Origin of the sequence: Salinivibrio kushneri (genome assembly GCF_027286325.1) — a bacterium.
GTDB classification, from domain to species: domain Bacteria; phylum Pseudomonadota; class Gammaproteobacteria; order Enterobacterales; family Vibrionaceae; genus Salinivibrio; species Salinivibrio kushneri_A.
The window spans coordinates 304,831-327,407 of sequence record NZ_CP114589.1 but is presented as its reverse complement, the minus strand read 5'-3'; the positions used below and the strand labels follow the sequence as shown (position 1 = coordinate 327,407).

The 22,577-nt window shown below is 44.6% G+C and carries 20 protein-coding genes; 15 read left to right on the top strand and 5 right to left on the bottom strand.

All coding sequences use genetic code 11. The features are described 5' to 3' along the window. Positions 1 to 90 precede the first annotated feature (90 nt). From N8M53_RS14345 to N8M53_RS14295, 11 genes are all read left to right on the top strand, one after another. On the top strand, positions 91 to 1,191 hold the full coding sequence (locus N8M53_RS14345) for a methyl-accepting chemotaxis protein (protein WP_269580523.1): 1,101 nt from the start codon (positions 91 to 93) through the stop codon (positions 1,189 to 1,191). An 80-nt stretch (positions 1,192 to 1,271) separates the two neighbouring features. Then, the gene (locus tag N8M53_RS14340; protein ID WP_269580522.1) at positions 1,272 to 2,174 is read left to right on the top strand and encodes a homocysteine S-methyltransferase family protein; all 903 of its coding nucleotides are present in this window, start codon (positions 1,272 to 1,274) and stop codon (positions 2,172 to 2,174) included. A gap of 267 nt (positions 2,175 to 2,441) precedes the next feature. Then, on the top strand, positions 2,442 to 3,524 hold the full coding sequence (locus tag N8M53_RS14335) for a helix-turn-helix domain-containing protein (RefSeq protein WP_269580521.1): 1,083 nt from the start codon (positions 2,442 to 2,444) through the stop codon (positions 3,522 to 3,524). Between the two features lies 1 nt (position 3,525). Next, positions 3,526 to 4,020, top strand: coding sequence for a PIN domain-containing protein (locus N8M53_RS14330; RefSeq protein WP_269580520.1), 495 nt, complete (start codon positions 3,526 to 3,528; stop codon positions 4,018 to 4,020). Positions 4,021 to 4,234: 214 nt separating this feature from the next. After that, positions 4,235 to 5,800 (top strand): type I restriction-modification system subunit M, encoded by a 1,566-nt coding sequence (locus N8M53_RS14325; protein WP_269580519.1) that lies wholly within the window; start codon positions 4,235 to 4,237, stop codon positions 5,798 to 5,800. Next, on the top strand, positions 5,797 to 7,077 hold the full coding sequence (locus tag N8M53_RS14320; RefSeq protein WP_269580518.1) for a restriction endonuclease subunit S: 1,281 nt from the start codon (positions 5,797 to 5,799) through the stop codon (positions 7,075 to 7,077). The genes N8M53_RS14325 and N8M53_RS14320 overlap by 4 nt, the downstream gene beginning before the upstream one ends. Position 7,078: 1 nt before the next feature. Beyond that, on the top strand, positions 7,079 to 8,254 hold the full coding sequence (locus tag N8M53_RS14315; RefSeq protein WP_269580517.1) for an anticodon nuclease: 1,176 nt from the start codon (positions 7,079 to 7,081) through the stop codon (positions 8,252 to 8,254). A gap of 66 nt (positions 8,255 to 8,320) precedes the next feature. Next, the gene (locus N8M53_RS14310; protein ID WP_269580516.1) at positions 8,321 to 8,521 is read left to right on the top strand and encodes a winged helix-turn-helix transcriptional regulator; all 201 of its coding nucleotides are present in this window, start codon (positions 8,321 to 8,323) and stop codon (positions 8,519 to 8,521) included. Continuing rightward, on the top strand, positions 8,518 to 11,616 hold the full coding sequence (locus tag N8M53_RS14305; protein ID WP_269580515.1) for a type I restriction endonuclease subunit R: 3,099 nt from the start codon (positions 8,518 to 8,520) through the stop codon (positions 11,614 to 11,616). Before N8M53_RS14310 ends, N8M53_RS14305 begins: the two co-directional genes overlap by 4 nt. An 86-nt stretch (positions 11,617 to 11,702) precedes the next feature. Continuing rightward, positions 11,703 to 12,809 (top strand): PD-(D/E)XK nuclease family protein, encoded by a 1,107-nt coding sequence (locus tag N8M53_RS14300; protein ID WP_269580514.1) that lies wholly within the window; start codon positions 11,703 to 11,705, stop codon positions 12,807 to 12,809. A gap of 11 nt (positions 12,810 to 12,820) precedes the next feature. Continuing rightward, entirely contained in the window at positions 12,821 to 13,543 is a 723-nt protein-coding gene (locus N8M53_RS14295; protein ID WP_269580513.1) for a hypothetical protein, read from the top strand. Between the two features lie 151 nt (positions 13,544 to 13,694). On the opposite strand, the gene N8M53_RS14290 is transcribed toward N8M53_RS14295, so the two are convergent. The 5 genes from N8M53_RS14290 to N8M53_RS14270 form a co-directional block, all read right to left on the bottom strand. Beyond that, positions 13,695 to 14,651 (bottom strand): AEC family transporter, encoded by a 957-nt coding sequence (locus N8M53_RS14290; protein ID WP_269580512.1) that lies wholly within the window; start codon positions 14,649 to 14,651, stop codon positions 13,695 to 13,697. 47 nt (positions 14,652 to 14,698) lie between these two features. Then, positions 14,699 to 15,481 (bottom strand): DeoR/GlpR family DNA-binding transcription regulator, encoded by a 783-nt coding sequence (locus tag N8M53_RS14285; protein WP_269580534.1) that lies wholly within the window; start codon positions 15,479 to 15,481, stop codon positions 14,699 to 14,701. 100 nt (positions 15,482 to 15,581) lie between these two features. Further along, entirely contained in the window at positions 15,582 to 16,865 is a 1,284-nt protein-coding gene (locus tag N8M53_RS14280) for a TRAP transporter large permease (protein ID WP_102504827.1), read from the bottom strand. 22 nt (positions 16,866 to 16,887) lie between these two features. Further along, positions 16,888 to 17,391, bottom strand: a complete 504-nt coding sequence (locus N8M53_RS14275; RefSeq protein WP_269580511.1) for a TRAP transporter small permease — start codon at positions 17,389 to 17,391, stop codon at positions 16,888 to 16,890. 36 nt (positions 17,392 to 17,427) lie between these two features. Further along, complete coding sequence (locus tag N8M53_RS14270; protein ID WP_102504829.1) at positions 17,428 to 18,420, bottom strand: TRAP transporter substrate-binding protein; 993 nt, start codon at positions 18,418 to 18,420, stop codon at positions 17,428 to 17,430. 342 nt (positions 18,421 to 18,762) lie between these two features. Here N8M53_RS14270 and otnK point away from each other — a divergent pair, with 342 nt between their 5' ends. Genes otnK through N8M53_RS14250 form a run of 4 tightly spaced genes read left to right on the top strand, consistent with a single transcriptional unit; the run spans position 18,763 to position 22,577 of the window. Continuing rightward, positions 18,763 to 20,019: a 3-oxo-tetronate kinase gene (otnK, locus tag N8M53_RS14265; protein ID WP_269580533.1), complete on the top strand. Its 1,257-nt coding sequence runs from the start codon at positions 18,763 to 18,765 to the stop codon at positions 20,017 to 20,019. After that, entirely contained in the window at positions 20,009 to 20,647 is a 639-nt protein-coding gene (locus tag N8M53_RS14260) for an aldolase (protein WP_102504831.1), read from the top strand. Before otnK ends, N8M53_RS14260 begins: the two co-directional genes overlap by 11 nt. Beyond that, on the top strand, positions 20,647 to 21,432 hold the full coding sequence (otnI, locus tag N8M53_RS14255) for a 2-oxo-tetronate isomerase (protein ID WP_269580510.1): 786 nt from the start codon (positions 20,647 to 20,649) through the stop codon (positions 21,430 to 21,432). Before N8M53_RS14260 ends, otnI begins: the two co-directional genes overlap by 1 nt. Before the next feature lie 8 nt (positions 21,433 to 21,440). Next, a complete protein-coding gene (locus tag N8M53_RS14250) occupies positions 21,441 to 22,577 on the top strand; it encodes a hypothetical protein (protein ID WP_269580509.1) in 1,137 nt (378 codons plus the stop codon).

Here is a 22,577-nt window from a genome sequence, read left to right as displayed (position 1 = left end):
ATGGATCACATTTCGCTCGGCTCACCATACATCGTCAATATTAATCGTTAAAATATTATCAAAAGCTTAATGACTTAATTAGGAGTCAGCGTGTTTATATCTCGTCGTCAACTTGAACAAGAGCAGCAAAAACAAGTCGTTCTGCAGCAAAAAATTGAGCAGATTTCCCATACCATCGACGCACTGAATGCAGAGAAAACTGCATTACAGGAAGAGCTAGATAGCGTAGAGAAAAAACGACAAACGGGGAAAGCGATTGATGCCAACTTATGCCACTTCGGTGATTCTATCAATGCGACGCAATCCTCACTGGCCACCTTGGCGGAAACCATTAACGGCGAAAAAGAACGGGTAACAGACGTGAGCCATCAGGCGGCGTCATGTGCCGAGCAAGTCAATGATCTTGCTCGCCACGTGCAGTCCTTATCCGCGCAATGTCAGCAATCGTCAGAAGCGATTCGTTCGCTCGATCAGCACGCTCAAGAGGTGAGCGGTATTGTGAATTTAATTCGCGATGTCGCCGATCAAACCAACCTCTTGGCATTAAACGCAGCGATTGAAGCGGCACGCGCCGGTGAGCAAGGTCGAGGGTTTGCGGTAGTCGCCGATGAAGTGCGTAGTTTGGCGGAACGCACAGCCAGTGCCACGCAAGATATTACTCAATTGGTGGAGAAAATTCGTGCTGGGAGTGGACACGCTTGCACACTCACTGATCAGCTTGCCAGTGAAGCGATCGAATATAGTGAGCAAGGTCAGCAGGTTGCGGATGCGATGGCCACGCAAAGTGAGCAGGCGCAGCACAGTCGAACCACCATTAAAGCCTCGGCATTGCGTGCCTTTTGTGAACTGGCGAAACTCGACCATATTAGCTTTAAATTTGCGATTTATCGCGTGGTGCTCGGCGAAGATAACATGAGCGCCAACGAAGTGACCGACCATACCCAGTGCCGTTTAGGTCAGTGGTACGATCGCGGCGAGGGACGACAGTACTTCGCCCAGTTACAAAACTTTAAAGCCATCGCTGCGCCTCATGAACAAGTGCATACCCACGCGAAGGCTGCCGTGGCAGCCTTTCATGCACAGCAACCCGAGCAAATGGTCACCGCATTAAAAGAGATGGAAAATGCCAGCATGACGGTGATAGATAAGCTTGAGCACCTCGCGATTGAGGGCAGTGAAGAGGTGGCTTAACAACGGGGTGTTAAATCGATGAGCACATGGTAACCTCAAGCTAAACCAAGGATAAATGGCCGAAGGAGGCTGAAGTTACCATGACATCGATTGCGTTACTCGATGGCGGCCTAGGACAGGAAATATATCAACGTGGGCCGGATGTGAGCTCGAAGCTTTGGTCGGTCGCGGTGATGTTAAAACATGCCAATATTGTCAAAGACGTGCACAAAGACTTTATTCGTGCTGGCGCGAAAACGCATACCCTGAATACCTACCCAGCGACCCCCACGCGCCTGGCCAAAGCCGGCCTGAGCGATAAAATAGACACGATTTACCAAAAAGCGTTTGAGGCACTGCAGCAAGCGGTGGATGAGACAGGCGCCGATGTCGATATTGCCGGCTGTTTGCCGCCGCTGGTGGGCAGCTATCTCGGGCAGCCGCAACGCAGCTTTGACGATATGAAAGCGGAGTTCTGCCACATTGCGCGTCTGCAACCTCACGTGGATGTGTTTTTAATTGAAACCATGACCAACACCCTAGAAGCGCGTGCAGCGTGCGCTGCCGCCCGTGAGCAAGGCAAACCGTTTGGGGTTGCGTTTCGGTTAGAGCCTAATGGCGCACTCCGCTCTGGCGAGTCTCTAGAGCAGGCCATGCACGCGGTCACTGAATATGCGCCGACAGCAGTGATGCTCAATTGCTGCGACCCAGAAGTGCTTACCACGGCGATGCCAAAGATGGCGACCCAAGCCGACATTGTGGGCGGCTATGCCAACGCGTTTAAATCGGTAGAAGACATGGCCAAAGGCAGCAAAGCCGATGCCCTGCAAGCGCGCGAAGATCTTTCACCGCTAGTGCACACCGAACGCGTACAACAATGGATTGCCGACGGTGCCCTCGTCGTCGGCGGCTGCTGCGAAATCACCCCCGCCCATATCCAACACCTCGCACAAACGCTTGAGCAATCTCACGAGATCATCAAGTTTTCGCAGTTAGCGGATTAATAGCTCGTTCCCACGCGCCGGCGTGGGAGCGAACAAGCATGAGATCACAGTGGAGCTCTGACAACTCACTCAATCAAGCTTGTCCATCAGTCTGCGGGCACGAAAGCGGTTCTTCGCATTTAGCGTCAAATATCCTGATACTGGGAGAAGGATGAGTAAAGTTGAGAACTCGGAACTGCCAATCAGATAGAAAATTACGGTGATAAGGTTTATGATAAATACAAAGAAATCATTTTTATAAACCAGCTCATTGCTTGAGAGGATGCCATGTTTGCAGAACGCCTAGAACGAGCTCGTAAGGCGGCCGGGCTTTCAATGAGTGCATTAGCCAATGAGGTTGGCCTGTCCGCTAACGCTATTAAAAAGTACGAGCATGGCACGACAATGCCTTCATCTTCGAACCTGCTGAAGTTGGCAAAAGCACTTGATGTTCGTACAGAGTATTTCTTTCGCCCAACGAAGGTGAAGTTAGAAGGTGTTGAGTACCGCAAGCGTGCAAGTACGCCAAAAAAAACGCTGGACCGAATCAATGGTGACGTACTAGACCAAGCTGAACGTTGGCAAGAGCTATTAGCGTGTTATCCCGATTCGGTAAAACCCATTCCTGATTTTGCTTTACCAGAAGCGCTTCCAGAGCAAGTTACTTGTTTAGAGCAAGCCGAAACGTTAGCGATTCAAATGCGTCATGCCTGGGAGCTTGGCCTAAACCCTATTCAAGATATGATTGATACCCTCGAAGCCAAAGGGGTGATGATCATTACCACTGGTGTTGAAACGGATAAAAAGTTTGATGGTTTAGCGGGGAAGATTGGCAACACCCCCGTCGTTGTTATTTCTACTGCCCAGAGTGGAGACCGTCAGCGTTTCACCTTAGCACATGAGCTAGGGCACTTAGTGGTGCAGGGACGTTTAGCTGAAGGGATTGATGAAGAGAAGGTGTGCAATGCTTTTGCAGGTGCATTCCTTTTACCTGCTCAGACGCTTATCGAGCATCTGGGTGAAAAACGCCGTCATATTGAGCCGCGCGAATTGCTCATGTTAAAGCACGAATATGGTATCAGTATGCTGGCGGCACTGTTTCGAGCGCATCAATGCGGCATTATTACGCCAGCGACTCAGAAGAAGTTGTTTATGCTGTTCAGTAAAAATGGCTGGCGAACGCTAGAGCCAGGTAACGCCTATCCACAAGAAACCACTTACCTACATAAGCAGTTGGTTTATCGCGCTTTGGGTGAAGAATATATTGGAGAATCTAAAGCTGCTGAACTTCTAGGAATGTCACTATCCAGCTTTCATAAAGAGCGTAAGTTGGAGATGACCGTTAACAAGCAGGTCGCTCAGGATGGGTAAGGTGCAGCAACTTCTAATTAGCGATGCCAATATTCTTATTGACATGGAAGAAGGCGGTTTATTAGAAGCAATGTTTCAGCTGCCCTACAACTTTGCAACGCCAGATATCCTATTTTATGAAGAGCTCGAAGAGGAGCATGCTCACTTACCCGGCTTAGGGTTAGCGCTAAAAGAGGTTTCCTCAGAATCAATGATGTATGCCATGCAGTTAACAGGAACCTATACCAAAGCTAGCAGAAACGATTGTTTCGCGCTTGCGTTGGCCAAACAAGAGCAATGTCCGTTACTAACCGGCGATATGGCGCTCAGAGTCGCAGCAGAAAAAGAGGCTGCCATTGTCAAAGGCACTATCTGGTTGGTGGTCCAGCTGGTGGTTCATCAACAAATCAATATCGAAAAAGCGCGAGATGCTTATAGGCAGATGCAGGCCAACGGCAGACGTTTACCATGGCAAATGGCCGAGCAAGCCTTAGCGGAACTAGAGCAAGAACAGTAGAAGTGTGTTTACTCGTTCTACGCTTTCATGTGGGAATGCATACCCTAGCCGATACACCACTCGTTCCCACGCGCCGGCGTGGTAACGCATACGGCTGCCGCCCCGTCACATTCTTAGCCCAAACCAATCAATGCGCCTTTTGCGCTATGTTTTCTATGGTAAAATCGAGCCAACTCACGATATTTCAGAACACCACATTCAAACGAGACAATCTATGACAAGCACCCAACAACGTGCCGCACTACAACGCCAAATTTGGGCCATTGCTAACGACGTGCGTGGATCCGTCGATGGCTGGGATTTTAAGCATTACGTACTGGGTACGCTGTTTTACCGCTTTATGAGCGAGAACTTTGTGAACTACATTGAAGCGGGCGATGAGAGCGTCAACTATGCCGGCTTGCCCGACGAGGTCATTACGCCAGAGATCAAAGATGATGCGATCAAAACCAAAGGCTACTTCATCTATCCAAGCCAGCTGTTTAGTAACGTGGCCAAAGATGCATATAACAACGAGCACTTGAATACCGATCTTGCCGATATATTTTTCGATATTGAGAACTCCGCCAACGGTTACCCGTCCGAATCCGACATTAAAGGCTTGTTTGCTGATTTTGACACCACCAGTAATCGACTCGGTAGCACAGTAAAAGACAAGAACACCCGCCTCGCGCATGTGATCAAAGGTGTCGCCGGGCTAGATTTTGGTCACGCTTTTTTTGAAGATGGTGAAAGCAGCCAAATTGATCTTTTTGGCGATGCGTACGAGTTTCTAATCTCTAACTACGCGGCGAATGCAGGTAAATCGGGCGGTGAGTTTTTTACTCCGCAAAATGTCTCTAAACTGATTGCGCAGCTGGCAATGCACAAGCAAACCAGTGTGAATAAGATTTACGATCCCGCTGCTGGCTCTGGCTCACTGTTGTTGCAAGCCAAAAAGCACTTTGACAATCACATCATCGAAGACGGCTTTTACGGACAAGAGATCAATCACACTACCTACAACTTGGCACGTATGAACATGTTTTTGCACAACATTAACTACGACAAGTTTGATATGCAGTTGGGCAATACCCTGACCGACCCAAAACTACGCGATCAAAAGCCGTTTGATGCCATTGTGTCTAACCCGCCATATTCGGTGAAGTGGATTGGCAGTGATGATCCCACCTTGATTAATGATGATCGCTTTGCGCCGGCGGGAGTGCTGCCGCCCAAATCAAAAGCCGATTTTGCGTTTGTGCTTCATGCGCTGCATTACCTGTCAGGCAAAGGGCGCGCTGCCATTGTTTGCTTCCCGGGTATTTTTTATCGCGGCGGCGCGGAAAAGAAGATTCGCCAATATTTGGTAGACAACAACTATGTCGAAACCGTGATTTCACTGGCGCCTAACTTGTTCTTTGGCACCAGCATTGCGGTAAATATCTTGGTGCTAGCGAAAAACAAACCCAACACGGACACCCAATTTATTGATGCCAGCGGCTTGTTTAAAAAAGCAACCAATAACAACATCCTGACCGATGAACATATTGCTCAAATCATGGCCGTGTTTGATAGCAAAGAAAATATCGATTATCTGGCCCGTTCAGTGCCCTTGGAAGAAGTGGCCGCTAACGACTACAACCTCTCAGTCAGCAGCTATGTCGAAGCTGAAGATACCCGCGAGCAGATTGATATCACCGCGCTGAATGCCGAGCTAAAAAACACGGTGACCAAAATCGACCAGCTACGCACTGAGATTGATGCCATTGTCGCGGAAATTGAAGGAGGCGAGGCATGAGTCAGTTGAGCTTTTTGGATAAATTGCTGGATGGCGTTGAGGTTGAGTGGTTGCCCCTTGGTGAATTCGGTCAATTTATTCGTGGTGGAGGTCTGCAAAAAAAAGACTTTGTAGAAAGTGGATATCCTGCAATCCATTATGGACAAATCTATACAAAATATGGATTGGAAGCAAAAGAGACGTTTACATTCGTATCCAGTGAGTTAGCTACCAAACTTAAAAAAGCTAAGAAAAATGATCTCCTTCTAGCTACTACATCTGAGAATGATGAGGATGTTGTCAAGCCGTTAGCGTGGTTGGGTGACTCAGTTGCAATATCTGGCGACATGATGATTTTTCGTCATGATCAGAACGTAAAGTATTTAACGTACTGTATAAAAACTACAGAATTTCAATCCAGTAAAAAGAAATATATAACAGGGGCGAAAGTTAAGAGAGTGTCGAAAGACAACCTAGCCAAAATACTCGTCCCCATCCCTTGCCCAAACAATCCCGAAAAATCGCTAGCAATTCAGGCGGAGATCGTACGCATACTCGACACTTTCACCGAGCTAACCACCGAGCTAACCACCGAGCTAACCACCGAGCTTAACGCCCGTAAACAACAATACAACTACTATCGTGAGCAGTTGTTCACGTTCGAAGAAGGGGAAGTCGAGTGGAAGACGTTGGGATATGTGACAAAGAAATGGTACTCAGGTGGGACTCCAACCGCTAGAAATCCAGAGTATTACGATGGTGGCGATATTCCATGGTTAAGAACCAACGAGGTTAAGTTTTCAGATATCCAAGACACAGCAGTTAAGATAACTCCTGCTGCTCTGAGAAACTCATCAACCAAATGGATTCCTAAAAATTGCGTGATTATTGCTATTTCGGGAGCTACGGCAGGCAGGTCTGCAATCAATAAAATACCGCTAACGACTAATCAGCACTGTGGCTGCTTGGAAATTGATAGTACTAAAGCTTTGTATCGTTATGTTTTTCACTGGGTAAGCTTTAACTATGAAAATATTAAATCACTTGGGCAAGGTGCGAGAGGAGACCTTAACTCTACTATTATAAAAAACTTTAAGCTGCCTATCCCCTATGCGGAAGATCCTGAAAAATCACTTGCTGAACAAGCGCGAATCGTTTCGATTCTCGACAAGTTTGACGCGCTCACCATCTCTCTCACAGAAGGTTTACCCCGAGAAATTGAGCTGCGTCAGAAACAATACCAGTATTACCGCGATTTGCTGCTGAGTTTCCCGAAGCCAAGTGACGAGGCGGCATGATATGAGCAAGACGTTAAAGGAGATTGCTGAGCATTTAAATGCGCCAAGAAAGGTGAAGAATAAGAAGACCACTGAAGTCGAAGTAGTCAGGCAAGTGCCGAAAGTACAGCTAATTTACGCCTTCAACGGTATGGGTAAAACCCGCCTTTCTCGTGAGTTTAAGCAACTGGTTGCACCGAAAGGTAATGGCGATGATGACGAAGCCATTTCGTCACGGGATAAAATCCTCTACTACAACGCATTCACCGAGGATCTCTTTTACTGGGATAACGATTTAGAAGAGGATGCTGCCCCAAAGCTGAAAATTCAGCCGAATAGCTATACCGAGTGGGTGCTCACCTTGCTGAAAGACCTTGGGCAAGATGCAAATATCGTTAAGTACTTTCAACATTTCGCCAACGATAAGTTAACCCCGCAATTCAGTGAAGACTATGCCGAAGTCACCTTTACTCTGGAACGAGGTGACGATAAAGGCACAGAGCCCCTGAAAATATCCAAGGGGGAAGAAAGTAACTTTATCTGGAGTGTTTTCTATACGCTGCTGGATCAGGTGATTACTATTCTCAACGTAGCAGAGCCAGAGAATCGTGAGACTGGGCAATTTGATCAGTTGGAGTACGTGTTTATTGATGACCCAGTGAGTTCATTGGACGAAAATCACCTGATCGAACTGGCCGTTAATCTGGCAGGACTGATCAAGGCCAGCAAGTCTAATTTAAAGTTCATTATCACTACCCACAGCCCGCTTTTTTATAACGTAATCTACAACGAGCTAAACGGTAAAGCCTGTTATCTGTTGGAGCGGTTTGAAGATGGCACCTTTGCACTGCTGGATAAGCACGGCGATTCTAATAAGAGCTTCTCCTATCACTTGTATTTGAAGCAGACCCTGGAAAAAGCCATCGCTGAAAACACCGTACAGAAGTACCACTTCACGCTATTGCGCAACTTGTACGAAAAGACCGCGAGTTTTCTGGGTTATCCAAAATGGTCAGAACTCTTGCCCGATGACAAGCAGGCGTACTTAAACCGTATTATTCAGTTTACCAGTCATTCCACATTGTCGAATGAAGTCGTCACCGAACCCAGTGGGCCGGAAAAAAAGATGGTAGGCTTGCTACTGAACCACTTGGTTAGCAATTACGGCTTTTGGCAGCAGGAAGAACAAAATGGTTGATTACTCGTTCCCACGCAGGAGCGTGGGAACGAGAGCAAAAGCGCCCCTGTAAATGATATTGATGCGGTGGATATTCAAGGCTTGAAGACGCCGGAGGCCATCATCGCCCTGCTAGCGGCCGATAACACGCTCACGCGGCCGCAGCTGGCCGAGCGGATCGGCAAAGACATTCGCACCATTGGCCGTGCCTTGGCCAAGTTACAGCAAGCGCAAAGGATTAAACGGGTCGGCTCTGATAAAGCCGGCCATTGGGAGGTTCAATCGTGACACATTACAACACCATCGCCGAAGCTAATCACTTTATTGTATTAAGCCAATATGAAAAGGTGGGCCAGGTAGCGGAAAGCTACCAGAGTGAAGACGCGCTAGAGCGAGAGCTCATTCAAGATCTTGTCAATCAAGGCTATGAATTCGTACCAGCATTAACTCGTCCAGACGCCATGCTCGCCAATGTGCGCGTGCAACTGCAAACCTTGAACAATGTCACCTTTTCAGACGCCGAGTGGCAGCGTTTTGTCGAAACCTATTTAGATAAGCCAAGCGACAACATTGTCGAGAAAACCCGTAAGATTCACGACGATTATATTCACGACTTCGTGTTTGATGATGGCCGCATTCAAAACATCTATCTGGTTGATAAAAAGCGCATTGCGCGAAACAAAGTTCAGGTCATCAAGCAGTTTGAGCAAACCGGCAGCCATGCCAATCGCTATGATGTCACTGTGCTGGTAAATGGCCTGCCGCTGGTACAAATCGAGCTAAAAAAACGCGGAGTCGCTATTCGCGAAGCCTTTAATCAGGTGCATCGCTACAGCAAAGAGAGCTTCAACAGTGATAACTCGCTGTATAAGTATTTACAGCTGTTCGTGATTTCCAATGGTACAGATACACGCTATTTTGCCAACACGGTGAAGCGCAATAAAAACAGCTTTGACTTCACCATGAACTGGGCGCAAGCCGATAATACCCTGATTAAAGATCTGAAAGACTTTACGGCTACCTTTTTCCAAAAACACGCATTGTTGAATGTGCTACTGCACTATTCAGTGTTTGATATCGACAATACCTTACTGGTGATGCGCCCCTATCAAATTGCCGCCACTGAGCGCATTTTGTGGAAAGTAAAAAGCTCATATGAAGCAAAAACTTGGGGCACGCCTGAAAGCGGTGGTTACATATGGCATACCACGGGGTCGGGAAAAACCTTAACCAGCTTTAAGGCAGCACGGCTTGCCACAGAGCTGGACTTTATCGATAAGGTGTTCTTTGTGGTAGATCGTAAAGATCTTGATTACCAGACCATGAAAGAGTACCAGCGATTCTCACCGGACAGTGTGAATGGCTCTGACAGCACTGCTGGTCTTAAACGTAATCTGGATAAAGATGATAACAAGATCATCGTCACTACTATCCAAAAGCTCAACAACCTCATGAAAAGTGAAGGCAAGTTGCCTGTTTACAATCAGCAGGTTGTGTTTATTTTTGATGAATGCCACCGCAGTCAGTTTGGTGAAGCGCAAAAGAACCTGCAGAAAAAATTCAAGCGTTTTTACCAATTTGGTTTTACCGGCACACCAATTTTTCCGCAAAACGCCTTGGGCGCTGAAACCACCGCCAGCGTGTTTGGCCGCGAGCTGCACTCTTATGTCATCACTGATGCGATTCGGGATGAAAAAGTGCTCAAATTCAAGGTGGACTACAACGACGTCCGGCCAAAATTTAAGGCCATAGAAACCGAGCACGATGAAAAAAAGCTCAATGCAGCAGAGAATAAACAAGCCCTGCAGCACCCAGAGCGTATACGCGAGATTTCACAATATATTTTGCAACACTACCGGCAAAAGACACACCGCTTGAATGGTAACAACCAAGGGTTCAATGCCATGTTTGCGGTGAGCAGTGTCGAGGCGGCTAAGCTCTACTACGAAACACTGAATGCGTTGCAAAAAGACAGTGATCGACCATTAAAGATTGCAACAATTTTTTCGTATGCCGCCAATGAAGAGCAGGATGCGGTTGGTGAGATTTTAGACGAAAGCTTTGATGTATCGGCTATGAACTCGAGTGCCAAGGAGTTTTTAAGCGCCGCAATTGCAGATTACAACGGGTACTTTAAAACCACATACAGCGTCGATAGCAATGGCTTTCAAAACTATTACCGCGATCTCGCGAAACGGGTAAAAGCAAAAGAGATCGACCTGATTATTGTGGTCGGCATGTTCCTGACCGGTTTTGATGCGCCAACACTCAATACTTTGTTTGTGGATAAAAACTTGCGCTATCACGGTTTAATGCAGGCATTTTCACGCACTAATCGGATTTACGATGCCACCAAAGCGTTCGGTAATATCGTCACTTTCCGAGATCTAGAAAAAGCGACCGTCGATGCCATCACCCTATTTGGTGATAAAAATACCAAAAATGTGGTGCTGGAAAAAAGTTATCAGGAATACATGGAAGGCTTTACCGACGTGATCACCGGTAAAGCTAAACGCGGCTTTATGGAGGTGGTCTCCGATTTGGAGCAAAACTTCCCCGATCCGGCTGACATTGAAACAGAGAAAGAGAAAAAAGCCTTCGCCAAAGTGTTTGGTGAGTACTTGCGGGTCGAGAACTTGCTACAAAACTATGATGAATTTTCGAGCCTGAAAGCGCTGCAAAGTGTGGACACCAGTGATCCTGAAGCGGTCGAAGCGTTTAAGAGCGAGCATCATGTGGATGACGAGAAGCTGGCCGAGATGCAGACCATTCGCTTGCCGTCAGACCGTAAGTTGCAAGACTACCGCTCAGCCTACAATGACATTCGCGATTGGCAACGCCGCGAAAAAGCCGCGCAAAACCAATCCGAATCAACCCTTGATTGGGATGATGTGGAGTTTGAGGTGGATTTGCTCAAGTCGCAAGAAATCAATCTCGATTACATTCTTGAGCTGATTTTTGAGCACAATAAAAAGACCAAAAGCAAAGCCGATTTGGTGGATGAAGTGCGTCGGGTGATCCGCGCCAGTATCGGCAACCGCGCCAAAGAAAGCTTGGTGGTGGACTTTATTAATCAAACCGATCTCGATCAGCTGGGTGAGAAAGCCAGCGTGATTGAAGCCTTCTTTAGCTTTGCACAAGCGGAACAAATGCGTGAGGCGCAAGCGCTTATCGAGGAAGAAAACCTTAAATCCGAAGAGGCAAAGCGCTACATCACAACTTCACTCAAACGCGAATACGCCAGCGAGCAAGGTACGGAACTCAACAGCCTATTGCCTAAGATGAGCCCGTTAAACCCACAATACCTGACCAAAAAACAAACCGTCCTCCAGAAAATTGCTGCGTTTGTCGATAAGTTTAAAGGCGTTGGCGGAAAAGTATGATTGCTAGGGGATAACTTTGATATGCATTCCCACGCAGGAGCGTGGGAACGAGCAATGAACAGAAAGGAAACCAACATAGGTTGAGTATGGAAGCAGCCCCTTATGATCGCGTTAAAGCTTTATTGAAAGAGATAAAAGCGCTGCCTGCGCTCTATGAGAGCGAGAAAACAATCTTTGATGTTGGCAGTCGAGGATATTACGAGAACCCCACAACAGACCTACTCGCTTTTTTCTTAGATACGCGCGAAGTGCATGGCTTTGGCTCGTTGGTCTTAAAAGCATTGTTTAGCTGCTCGGAAACATGCAGTGGGCTAGATACAACACTGGTTGGGAGTCCACAACGGGAAGTGGTGACAGCCTCCGGAAAGCGCATTGACTTAGTGCTGGAGAGCCAAGACTGGGTAATGGTCATAGAAAACAAGATTTTTCACCAGCAGAATAATCCGTTTGATGAGTATGAACGGTTCGTCAAGGACAACAAAAACGACCCCCGCATTGGCGACAAAAAGCCGCTGTATGTGGTTCTATCGCCAACCGGTGAGGTAGCAAGACCGAACTGGATTGGTATTAGCTACCGCACCTTCACGTCAGCCATCAAAGCAAAACTCGCTGATCACTTCCTGCAACATCCATTGAATAAATGGTCGATTTTTCTGCGAGAATTCGTTTTACATTTGGAGAACGTGATGGAACAACCCACTCTTGATCACGAAAGTGTCAGCTTTGTAGTGAATCACCTAGCTGACTTTAAAGCGGCAGAAACGTTGCAAGAAAAAGCAATTAAGTCGCTGCAGAGTGCTTTACTGCACGATCTGCAAAACGCGGTAAAACCAGAGCTGAAACCCACCCTTGATAACTGGCATGGGTATCCGGCTATTCGTTTCGCCGGTGTTAATTGGGTGGTTCAATCGGATATCGTGCTTTATCTTGATGGGCGTGACGAAAAGCAAATTGTGATCAATTTCTACTCCGCACAGATCACAAATAACGAGCGACGTAGCATTGCAGATGCGCATTTTTGCAAAGAAGACACCGAGCAACCGTGGAATGAAATAAAAAACACTTATCGTTGCTACCAGGTTCGTATCGGCGAATATGATTACCCGTTTATCAAAGAAAAGCTGATCGAGAAAATTATTTTGATGGATGAATTTGAGACGCAAATTCGTCCACAGAAAATTAATAAGATTTAAGGAAAATATAAATGGCTATTGAGCAGGGGATATGGAAGCTTGGCGACAAACCGGAGAAGCTAAAGCCTCAAGGGCTGGCGGATGAAGGGATGTTGGAAGAGCAAATAACGAAAGATATATCAATTCTTAGCCAAGACTGGTTGCTTATTGGCCGACAGGTGCGAACAGACTTTGATAAGTATATCGATCTTTTAGCAATTGATGCCAATGGCACGGTTATCGTCATCGAACTCAAGCGTGATAAGACACCTCGAGATGTTGTTGCTCAGGCGATTGATTATGCGTCTTGGGTTGTTACTTTGGCTGATTATCAGTTGATCGAGATCTACCAACGTTTTGCTAAAAGTTACCAGCGGCCGCATGCTTCTCTCGAAGAAGCATTTGAAGATAAATTTGGTATCACATTGGATAGTGTCAGTTTGAATGAGAACCATGAATTGGTGATCGTGGCAACTCAGTTAGATACGAGTAGTGAGCGCATCATTAACTATTTAAATGAACATACACAGCTGTCGATTAACGCAATGTTTTTTGCTGCGTTCGAAGATCTAGGTAATCAATATCTAAGCCGAGCTTGGATGATTGATCCAGATAAAACTCCTCAAACGAGTGTGAAAAAAGCGCGAAAGGAACCATGGAATGGAGAATTCTATGCCTCGTTTGGCGATAACCGACCTTGGGAACTAGCACGTCGCTATGGTTTTATAGCGGTTGGTCCCCCGGTGTCAGGATAGTTGTCCAGATATTGAATCGCCCTAAAATCCAGCAATGGAGAGCTAATGGAGGACACTATGCCGAGATATTCCGAAGAAAGAAAAGCCGCTGGATGTACATCTACCTTAACTTAATGATTTTTATCTAAATCATCAGGGGTCCCTCAGTACCTTACATCAACCCCGCCATTTTCAATATAGATGAACCAGTAAAAACAGTTATGCTCGATATTAGCGTCGTGAGTCCGATGATATTAGCGCTTAATGTTGCATCTCCACCGTATGACTTTGTCATGGCATAACTTGAAGCGGCAACTGGAGCGGCATTCATAAAAAATAGAATGCCTAGCTCAGATCCCTCAAATCCGTATAAATACCCTGTAAAGGTAAAAAATATAGGTGCTATAATCAGTTTATTAATTGTCGCAAACCAAGTAGGGATCTTTTCTTTTTTCATCATTCTAAAATTCAAACTGGCCCCGGTACACAAAAGCGCAAGAGGCAGTGCCAAATTAGATAGATAGCTGAGCGTGTCATAAAGTATTGAGGGCGTGGACAAACTAGAAGCGGATACTAGATGTCCCAATAAAATTGCGATGATTAGGGGGTTTTTTCCGAGGTTGAGAACGAGATTTTTTGTACTTTTTAGGGTGAATTTAGATGTTCCAGAAGATAAACAAATTATCGCTTGTATGTTATATAATATTGCAGTCGCTGCGACATAGAGTGCTGCTAAGGCGAGGGTTTGATTACCAAACGCATTATCAATGTAAGCGATGCCGACAATAGCTGTATTAGAGCGGAAGCTAGCTTGGGTAACAACTCCTTGAATACTACTCCCTTTAATTATTTTTATTATAATAAGAAAAGAAAAACAAAAGAAAAGCATAGAAGAAAAAATTGAAAATATGAGAAAGTCTATGTACTTAGAAAAGTCATGATCCGATTTGGATATATTTACGAATAATAAAGAAGGAAGCGCAATATTAAAAACTATTTTTGCAGCGCTATCTACAAATCCATCATTAACCCAATTGAGTTTTTTTATCGTGTAGCCTAGAAAAAGAATAAAGAATATAGGTGCAACTATCGATAACGACGTAATAGTGCTTTCGAAAAAATAAGGCATTTCAGGCTCTAAAAAGAAGTGAAGGTAATATAAATTCTCTTGTTTTTTTACGTTTTATTTATAAATTCAACATTGTCTTTGACTACCTTTATACCTTTTTTTTCCAACTCGTTGACCGCGTTGTTGGGAAATGCGTTATCTGTAACTATAGTGTGAAAACTTTCTATATCAATGGCATGAAAAGTAGCGACACGCCCGTATTTGGATGAATCACTTATTAGAATGTTAGTCTTGGCTGCTTTAGATACTGCTTGTTTAACAACAACTTTTTGCTCGCTCGGGGTCGAGATACCTTTAAGGCTCCATGATGACGTAGAAATAAAAGCTATATCTATATTAATACCCGATAAAAAATCTGCAACTTTGTTACCCACGCAAGATTGATTATCTTTATCTATTCGCCCACCTGTATGATATATTTCGCATTCGCTGTTGCGTGAAAAATAAGAGGCGATAACAAAATCGTTGGTTATTATCACTAGATCGTTTCGATGAGATATTTGCTTCGCAATTTCTAGTGAGGTTGTTCCGGCATCTAGGTAAACTGATGTATTTTTAGGAATGAATTTACTAGCAGCTATCCCTATCGAACCTTTCCTATCTGAATTCAGGGTCGATTTAATTTCGTAAGACGGCTCGTTATGAAGGTTGTTATTTAGTTGTACACCCCCTGAGACAGAGCTGACTTCTTCTTTATCTTCTAGCTTTTTGATGTCTCTCCTGATTGTCATGCTAGAGACATCAAGTTTTTCGGCCAGTTCATTAATACTAAGAACTTGATGTTTAGAGAGTAAATCAAGTATAAACCTATGTCGTGCAGCAGGAATCATAGCCATCACCAGAATCTTAAATGATTATATTATATCAATAACAGTCAGATACTTAAAGTAACATGAGCGAAAGTGCCCTATAAATATAGGGCACTAAATGTTAATTTTTCATGAAGTCTGGTAACCACAAGGATAATTCTGGAACAAACGTGATTAGCATTAAAGCCGCAATCATTGTTATTACCCAACCGATTATAGAGCGTGAGAGATCCTCAAAACGGATCTTGCCGACCTGAGAAGCCATGAATAAATTAGCGCCTAAAGGCGGAGTGACAAAACCAATCGCGAGATTAACAACCATTACAATGCCAAAGTGAACTGGATCCATACCGATAGAGGTCGTTACTGGTAGTAAAATCGGTGTGAGAATAACAATAGCAGCTAATGTTTCTAAAAATGTACCGATGATTAGCAGTAGTAGATTAATGCATAGTAATATAAGAATCGTATTATCGGTGATTCCTAGAATAAACTCAGTAATCAGGGTTGGGATTCGTTCAATGGTGAGTATTCGTCCAAAAGAAACCGACGCACCAACAATAACTAGCACCGTTGACACTAGAAGAGCCGACTCGAGAGCCATCTTCGCTAAACTTTTTAGCGTTAACTCTTTGTAGTAAAAGAAGCTTAAAAGTAGGCTGTAAGCGATCGATACAGCCGCCGATTCAGTCGGAGTAAATAACCCACTATAAATGCCCCCTAAGATAAGAAAAGGCAAAAACAAGGCTTCCTTAGCTGAATTAAACGCTTGCCAACGCTCGCTCCATGAGGCTTTCTCGGATAAGCCACGGTATCCATACTTTTTAGATTGATAAAAATTGTAAGTGAGCAAGAAAAGCCCAACAACAACACCGGGAATTATCCCTGCCATAAACATTTCTGAAACAGATTGCCCAGAAACAATGGCATAGACGATCATCACTACACTCGGCGGTATAATGACTCCGATGCCTCCCGCAGTAGCAATCATAGAGCCAGCATAGGCTTTGTCGTAACCACTCTTAGCCATCATTGGAATCATCGTTAAACCAATTGCTGCGACTGTAGCTGACCCTGTACCCGAAACAGACGCGAAAAAAATGCAAGACATGATTGCAACTACACCCAGACCACCGGTGTAATGGCCGAAAAAGCTTTGGCACAGGTTAAGAAGACGCGTAGAGATACCACCGCTACTCATAATGTTAGCAGTCAGTGTGAACAATAAGATTGCAATTAAGGGAAAAGAGTCAAGTCCCGAAACGAGCCCCTGCACATAGAAGTCGATATTAAGAAAAGGTAGGTTAAGTATAGTAAGAATGCTTGCCGAACCGAGAGCTATACCAATAGGCACACCGATCATAACAAGCAATAAAAACGATACAAATAGAATAGTTGTTGTCATAAGATCAATTCCAGATGAGGGTTTAAGTAGCAGGGTCTTTTACGCTACTTGCACACAGTTTAATAACGTCATGATTTATTGTTCTAGTTAACCTGATAATTGATAGTAAAGAACTAACGATGAGGCAGGAGTAAAGCAAAGCCACTGGAACTTCCATCGCTGGTGCTACTTGCCCTAGCCGCCAACTTTTCTCGGTAATTTTTATCGAGTAGAAAAGAACCACTGCTTGATATACCAGAAAAATAAAATTACTGAGAATGATGGATGTTATTTTTATTTTTGTTGGTAAAAGATTTGATAAAGCAAGAACACGGATGTGTCGACCATCACGTATAGCGTAGCTAACGCCAAAATAAATTACCCATACAAATAAATAGCGCGCCGCCTCTCCAGACCACGAGATGGATATATCAAAAGGTCGTAATAATATTTCTAGAATAATAAATGTAAATAGCCCAAGAGTAAAAGCTACAATAATAACTGGCTCAAAATATTTGTCGAGTATGTTAATGGCTCTTTTTAACATTTCATATAAAGGGCACTTTCATGCCCTTTCTCCGGTCTAACGTAATGATTCGGTTTTTTCCATTACTAAGTTGTAAAGCTCCGTCCCAGTTTTCTCCTTTATATCGTCAGCGACGGCCGAATTAAGAGCGTTCTTTAGAGAGTCACGAGTTTCCTGCGGAACTGTGTTAATTTTAATCCCCTCTTTTTTAAGGATAGATAGAGTTTCTTTGTTTTTCTTACCCGCAAGATCACGCTGATATGCAATGAAATTTTCGAGAGCATCATCGATGATAGATCGTTCTTCTTCTGTAAGTGATTTCCAGAAATCAGGGTTAGTAAACAATACATGATTGCTATAGATATGCTCTGTCAGTGACAGATATTTTTGTACCTCATAGAAACGTTGCGTATATACTGAGTCAGTGGCACTTTCTTGCCCCTGAATTAATCCTTGTTGTAAAGAAGTATAGATCTCGCCCCAAGAAAGAGGAACTGGAGATAGCCCGGCAGCTTTCCAGGCGCTTATTTGGCTTGGGTTAGAGGCTGAGCGGATTTTTAGACCATCGAAGTCACTCATCGTCTCGAGAGGCTTTTCATTATTTGTAAAGTTTCTAAAGCCTAGCTCCAAATACCCGAGGCCTTTGAAGCCTTTGCTTTCCATACTTTCCAACAACTTATCGCCAGCCTCGCTATCGAGTACTCTGTGTGCATGTTCGCGGTCCTCGAACATGTAGAAGGTATCTAGGACGCTGAACTCAGGAATAATCGGTGACAAAAGAACAGATGCAGCTGTCGTCATCTGTAAGTTGTTAGACTGCACCATCTCGGTGGTTTCACGCACGCCTCCGAGCTGACCTCCTCCGTAAACTTCAATATTGATAGCCCCTTCAGACGCTTTTTCGACATCTTTTTCAAACACGTCGAAGGCTTCAGAAAGAGGGGAGCCGGGTTGACTGTCATGGCCGATCCTAATCGTCGTTTCAGCCACACTAGGGAGTGCCACCATACAGGTGAAGGCAGCTAATAAAGTTCTGGTGTGTTTCATCATCGCGTTCCCTCGAGGTTGTGTGTCGTGTTTATTCTTTTGGCTATGCTCTGCGTAGTTGTACTTTGAGCATATAGTGATTTTAACCACTCATTAACCAAAGACAACATTTAACGCGCTTAAAATAACAATAAGCAACATTTTTATGGTATGCATCACAAAAAGTGACATGTAGTTGGGTGTAATAAACCTCATGTTGTTTTACTAAGTATATGATATTTATGTTTTTGTTGGTGTTTTGTGATTTTTTGTGTGGAATTTGGGATTACGACGGTGGTGTTAATTTTTGTTGTTTTTGTTAGTCTTGGTCAAAGTGGTGGAGAGACAAATTATATGGAGAAACCAATGCGAATAGGCGTCATCGCTGACGACTTTACTGGCGGGACTGATATAGCAAGCCTGTTAGTAAAAGGTGGGCTCAAGACAGTACAGCTTAGTGGAGTACCACAAGAGCACATCAGCATAGATGCTGATGCAATCGTGGTAAGTTTAAAGTCGCGGTCTTGCGATATCGATGAGGCGGTACAGCAATCAATAGGCGCGCTCCGGTTTCTGCAACAGGCCGGATGTGTGCAGTTCTACTTCAAGTATTGCTCAACGTTTGATAGTACGGCTCACGGTAACATCGGTCCAGTAACAGATGCTCTAATGCAGGCTCTAACTACATCTTTCACCGTTGTATGTCCGTCGCTGCCGATTAATGGCCGTTGTGTTTTTAACGGCAATTTGTATGTTAACGGAGTGTTGCTAAGTGAGTCTGGAATGAGACATCATCCAGTAACACCTATGCGGGACTCTAATCTTGTACGCCTGATGAACGCACAGGCGAAAGGCGAAACCGCATTACTAAACTATGAAATCGTTGAGCAAGGGCCGGAAAAAATCACTGAAGCTTTGCAGGCGGCTCGACAAGATCATTACAAGTATGCAGTTGTTGATGCATTTAAAGATTTTCACCTAGCGAACATTGCCGCTAGTTTGGGACAATTACCGCTTGTTACCGGCGGCTCTGGTTTAGCCTATCATATTGCCTGTTCATTATCATCGCGAGCGAGTTGTCAGCCTAATCCGAGCACTCAAGTACCGAAAGCGGCACCAACAGTAATACTATCTGGTTCCTGCTCTGAAATGACAAACCTGCAAGTTCATCAATACCAAGAACATGCTCCTTCTTTTCAGATTGAAGTAGAGCGTTGCCTTGGCGATGAGCAATATGCAGAGGTTATAGCTGATTGGGTCTTGAAGCAAAAAAGTCAATTTGCGCCATTAGTTTACGCTACCTCGGACTCTCAGAAACTTAAAGAAATTCAACGGTCATATAATGCCGAATCGGCCGGTTCAGCAATCGAAGCATTATTCGCCAAGCTTACCAGGCTGTTAAGTGCTCAAGGTATCACTAATTTCATTGTGGCGGGCGGAGAAACGTCTGGCATCGTGACGCAACAGCTCCAGCTACAAGCCTTAAAAGTCGGTAAAGAGATCGCACCGGGTGTTCCATGGGTGTTCTCTCTAGACGGTCATTTCGCTCTCGCACTCAAATCCGGCAACTTTGGTTCACCCCATTTCTTTAAAAACGCCCAGGAGATGTTCCATGACGAGTAGTGACAACACCCTAAAACAAGAATTTATATATTTTTGTGAGTCCTTGTTTACCCGAGGGTACGCGGTAGGTGGTGCTGGTAATATATCACTCCGCTTATCGAACGGTGATATCTTGACAACGCCAACTGGTTCGTCGCTAGGACGCCTCGAGATAGACCAACTATCAGTAGTGACGATTGATGGAGAGCACTTAAGTGGCGATCGGCCTTCCAAAGAGATCGAGTTTCATCTGGCTATTTATCGGAAAAAGCCCGCATGTGGCGCGATTGTACATTTGCACTGCACTGCACTCACCGCCGTGTCGTGCTTAAAAAATCTTGATTACTCGAACGCGTTGCAGGCAGTTACGCCTTACTACATCATGCGAGTGGGGCAGCTTCCAGTTGTTCCATATTATAAACCAGGTGACCCGCGTATCGCTGAAGAGCTTGCTGCGTTAGCCCCGAATAACGATGCATTTTTGCTGGCGAATCATGGCCCCGTTGTATGTGGAAAGTCCATCGCTGATGCAGTCGACAATGCAGAGGAACTGGAGGAAAGTGCTAAACTGGCAATGATGTTAACAGGCCATGATGTCCGCTATTTAACTGATGCAGAGCAAGAAGAATTACATAAGATGAGAAAATAATGCCAACTTTTTCTGCGAATATATCGATGTTGTTTCAAGAGTATCCGTTTCAGGCTCGTTTTGAAAAAGCGAGGTCGGCTGGTTTTGACTTTGTGGAATGCATGTTTCCATACCAAGAGACTAAAGCTTCATTGGAAAAGCGGCTAGATGAAAATCAATTGAGTATGGCTATGTTCAATGCTCCTCCGGGGATTTGGGAGATGGGAGAACGAGGCCTGGCTGCGATAGAGCAATATAGAAACCGGTTTAAAGAGAGTATTTTTGAAGCACTTGAATACGCGAATCAACTTAAGTGTAAGAAAATTCATGTAATGGCAGGTAGTATCGAACAAAGTAATGATCTTTGTTTTAGTGACCAAGTCTTTATTGAAAACATTCGCTATGCTGCAGACCAGTTTGCACCTTATGGTATATGTGTGCTTATTGAACCGTTAAATAGGCGAGACAATCCAAACTATTACTTGTCTGACTTTCATAGGGCTGTGGGACTGATTGATAAAATCCAGCGTAACAATGTAAAGCTACAATTTGACTTTTATCATGCTCAGATTATCCATGGTGATGTAAGCACTTTATTCGAACGCTATTTTAGCTATGTTGGCCACATCCAAATCGCTGGAATTCCCGAACGAGGTGAACCAAGTTTTGGTGAGCTAAACTATAACTATGTTTTTAAGCTAATCGACCAAAAAGACTATCAAGGTGAGGTCGGTTGTGAATATCGACCAGCCACTACAACGGAAGCAGGACTTGGCTGGCTAACTAATCAACAAAAAATTTCATGAGGAACATTATGAATATAAATCAAGAGAAAGCTGAAAAGCGTTTAATTAAAAAAGATGATTATGTTTCCTGTACTGAGGCTTTTCTTGACTGTCGTCTGCCGGGGTCTGTTCCAAAAGGGAACTATTCACTAATAGGCCCTGGCGTTACGCAAAGTAAAAACCAAGTGATTAATCTACGAGAAGAGCATGGGTTCAACGTCGGTGCTGCTTCAATGCCAAATGGAGTGACAAATAACCTCCATATCCACTTTAGCGCAGAAGTGTTCATGTGTACTTATGGCGAGTACACCTTTCGTTGGGGATCATATGGTGAATATGAATACACCGCACAAGAAGGGGATATATTGTCTGTTCCTACATGGTTATTCCGCGGCTTTACTAACACAGGGCCTGATGGAAGCTGGTTGTTTACATGTTTGGGAGAAGACGACACTGGTGGCGTAATTTGGCATCCAGACATCATGCAAGCGGCTAATGAATCAGGCATGTATCTCACAAAAAACAATATGCTGATCGATCTTGAGGCGGGGGATAAGCTTCCAAACGACAAAAATCAACTGATACAGCCCTTTCCAACAGAAGAATTTGTCAATTTAAGAAAGGTTGACTTTGACACGATGGCAAGTCGTATTAGTACCCGGAACAACCGTGAGTTCTATTCACATGCACTTATCGACTCTGTAATACCAGGGCATGGATGTTCGATTGCACCAGTAATTGGTTATGGTATCACCCAAGACCGAAATTCGCATCCACCGATTACTAATCCACACAACTTCACTATGGAAGTGGTAAAGGTTCCGGCGCATAAATTAGTTGGACCTTTCAAGATTGATGAAAAAATGGTTACCATTGTCACACGCGGTCAAATAGATCTTATTTTTAATGAAGAGCAAGATGTAAGTGTGAGTGTTGAAACGGATGATACCTATTCGATTCCGGCTAATGCTTGGCGTACTATAAGTAACAGTACCGATCAAGAAGCAGAGTTTATTATGATTACTACTGGTGATAACAGAAAACGCCCACAATTTAGTGATAGAGTTGTCGCTCAAGCGCGTGAATTAGGCTTCACTCTTGATGCAAGTGGTTATGTCGTTAAACGCGATCTTATTGTTGAAGATAGCACGTTACTAGCGAAGTGA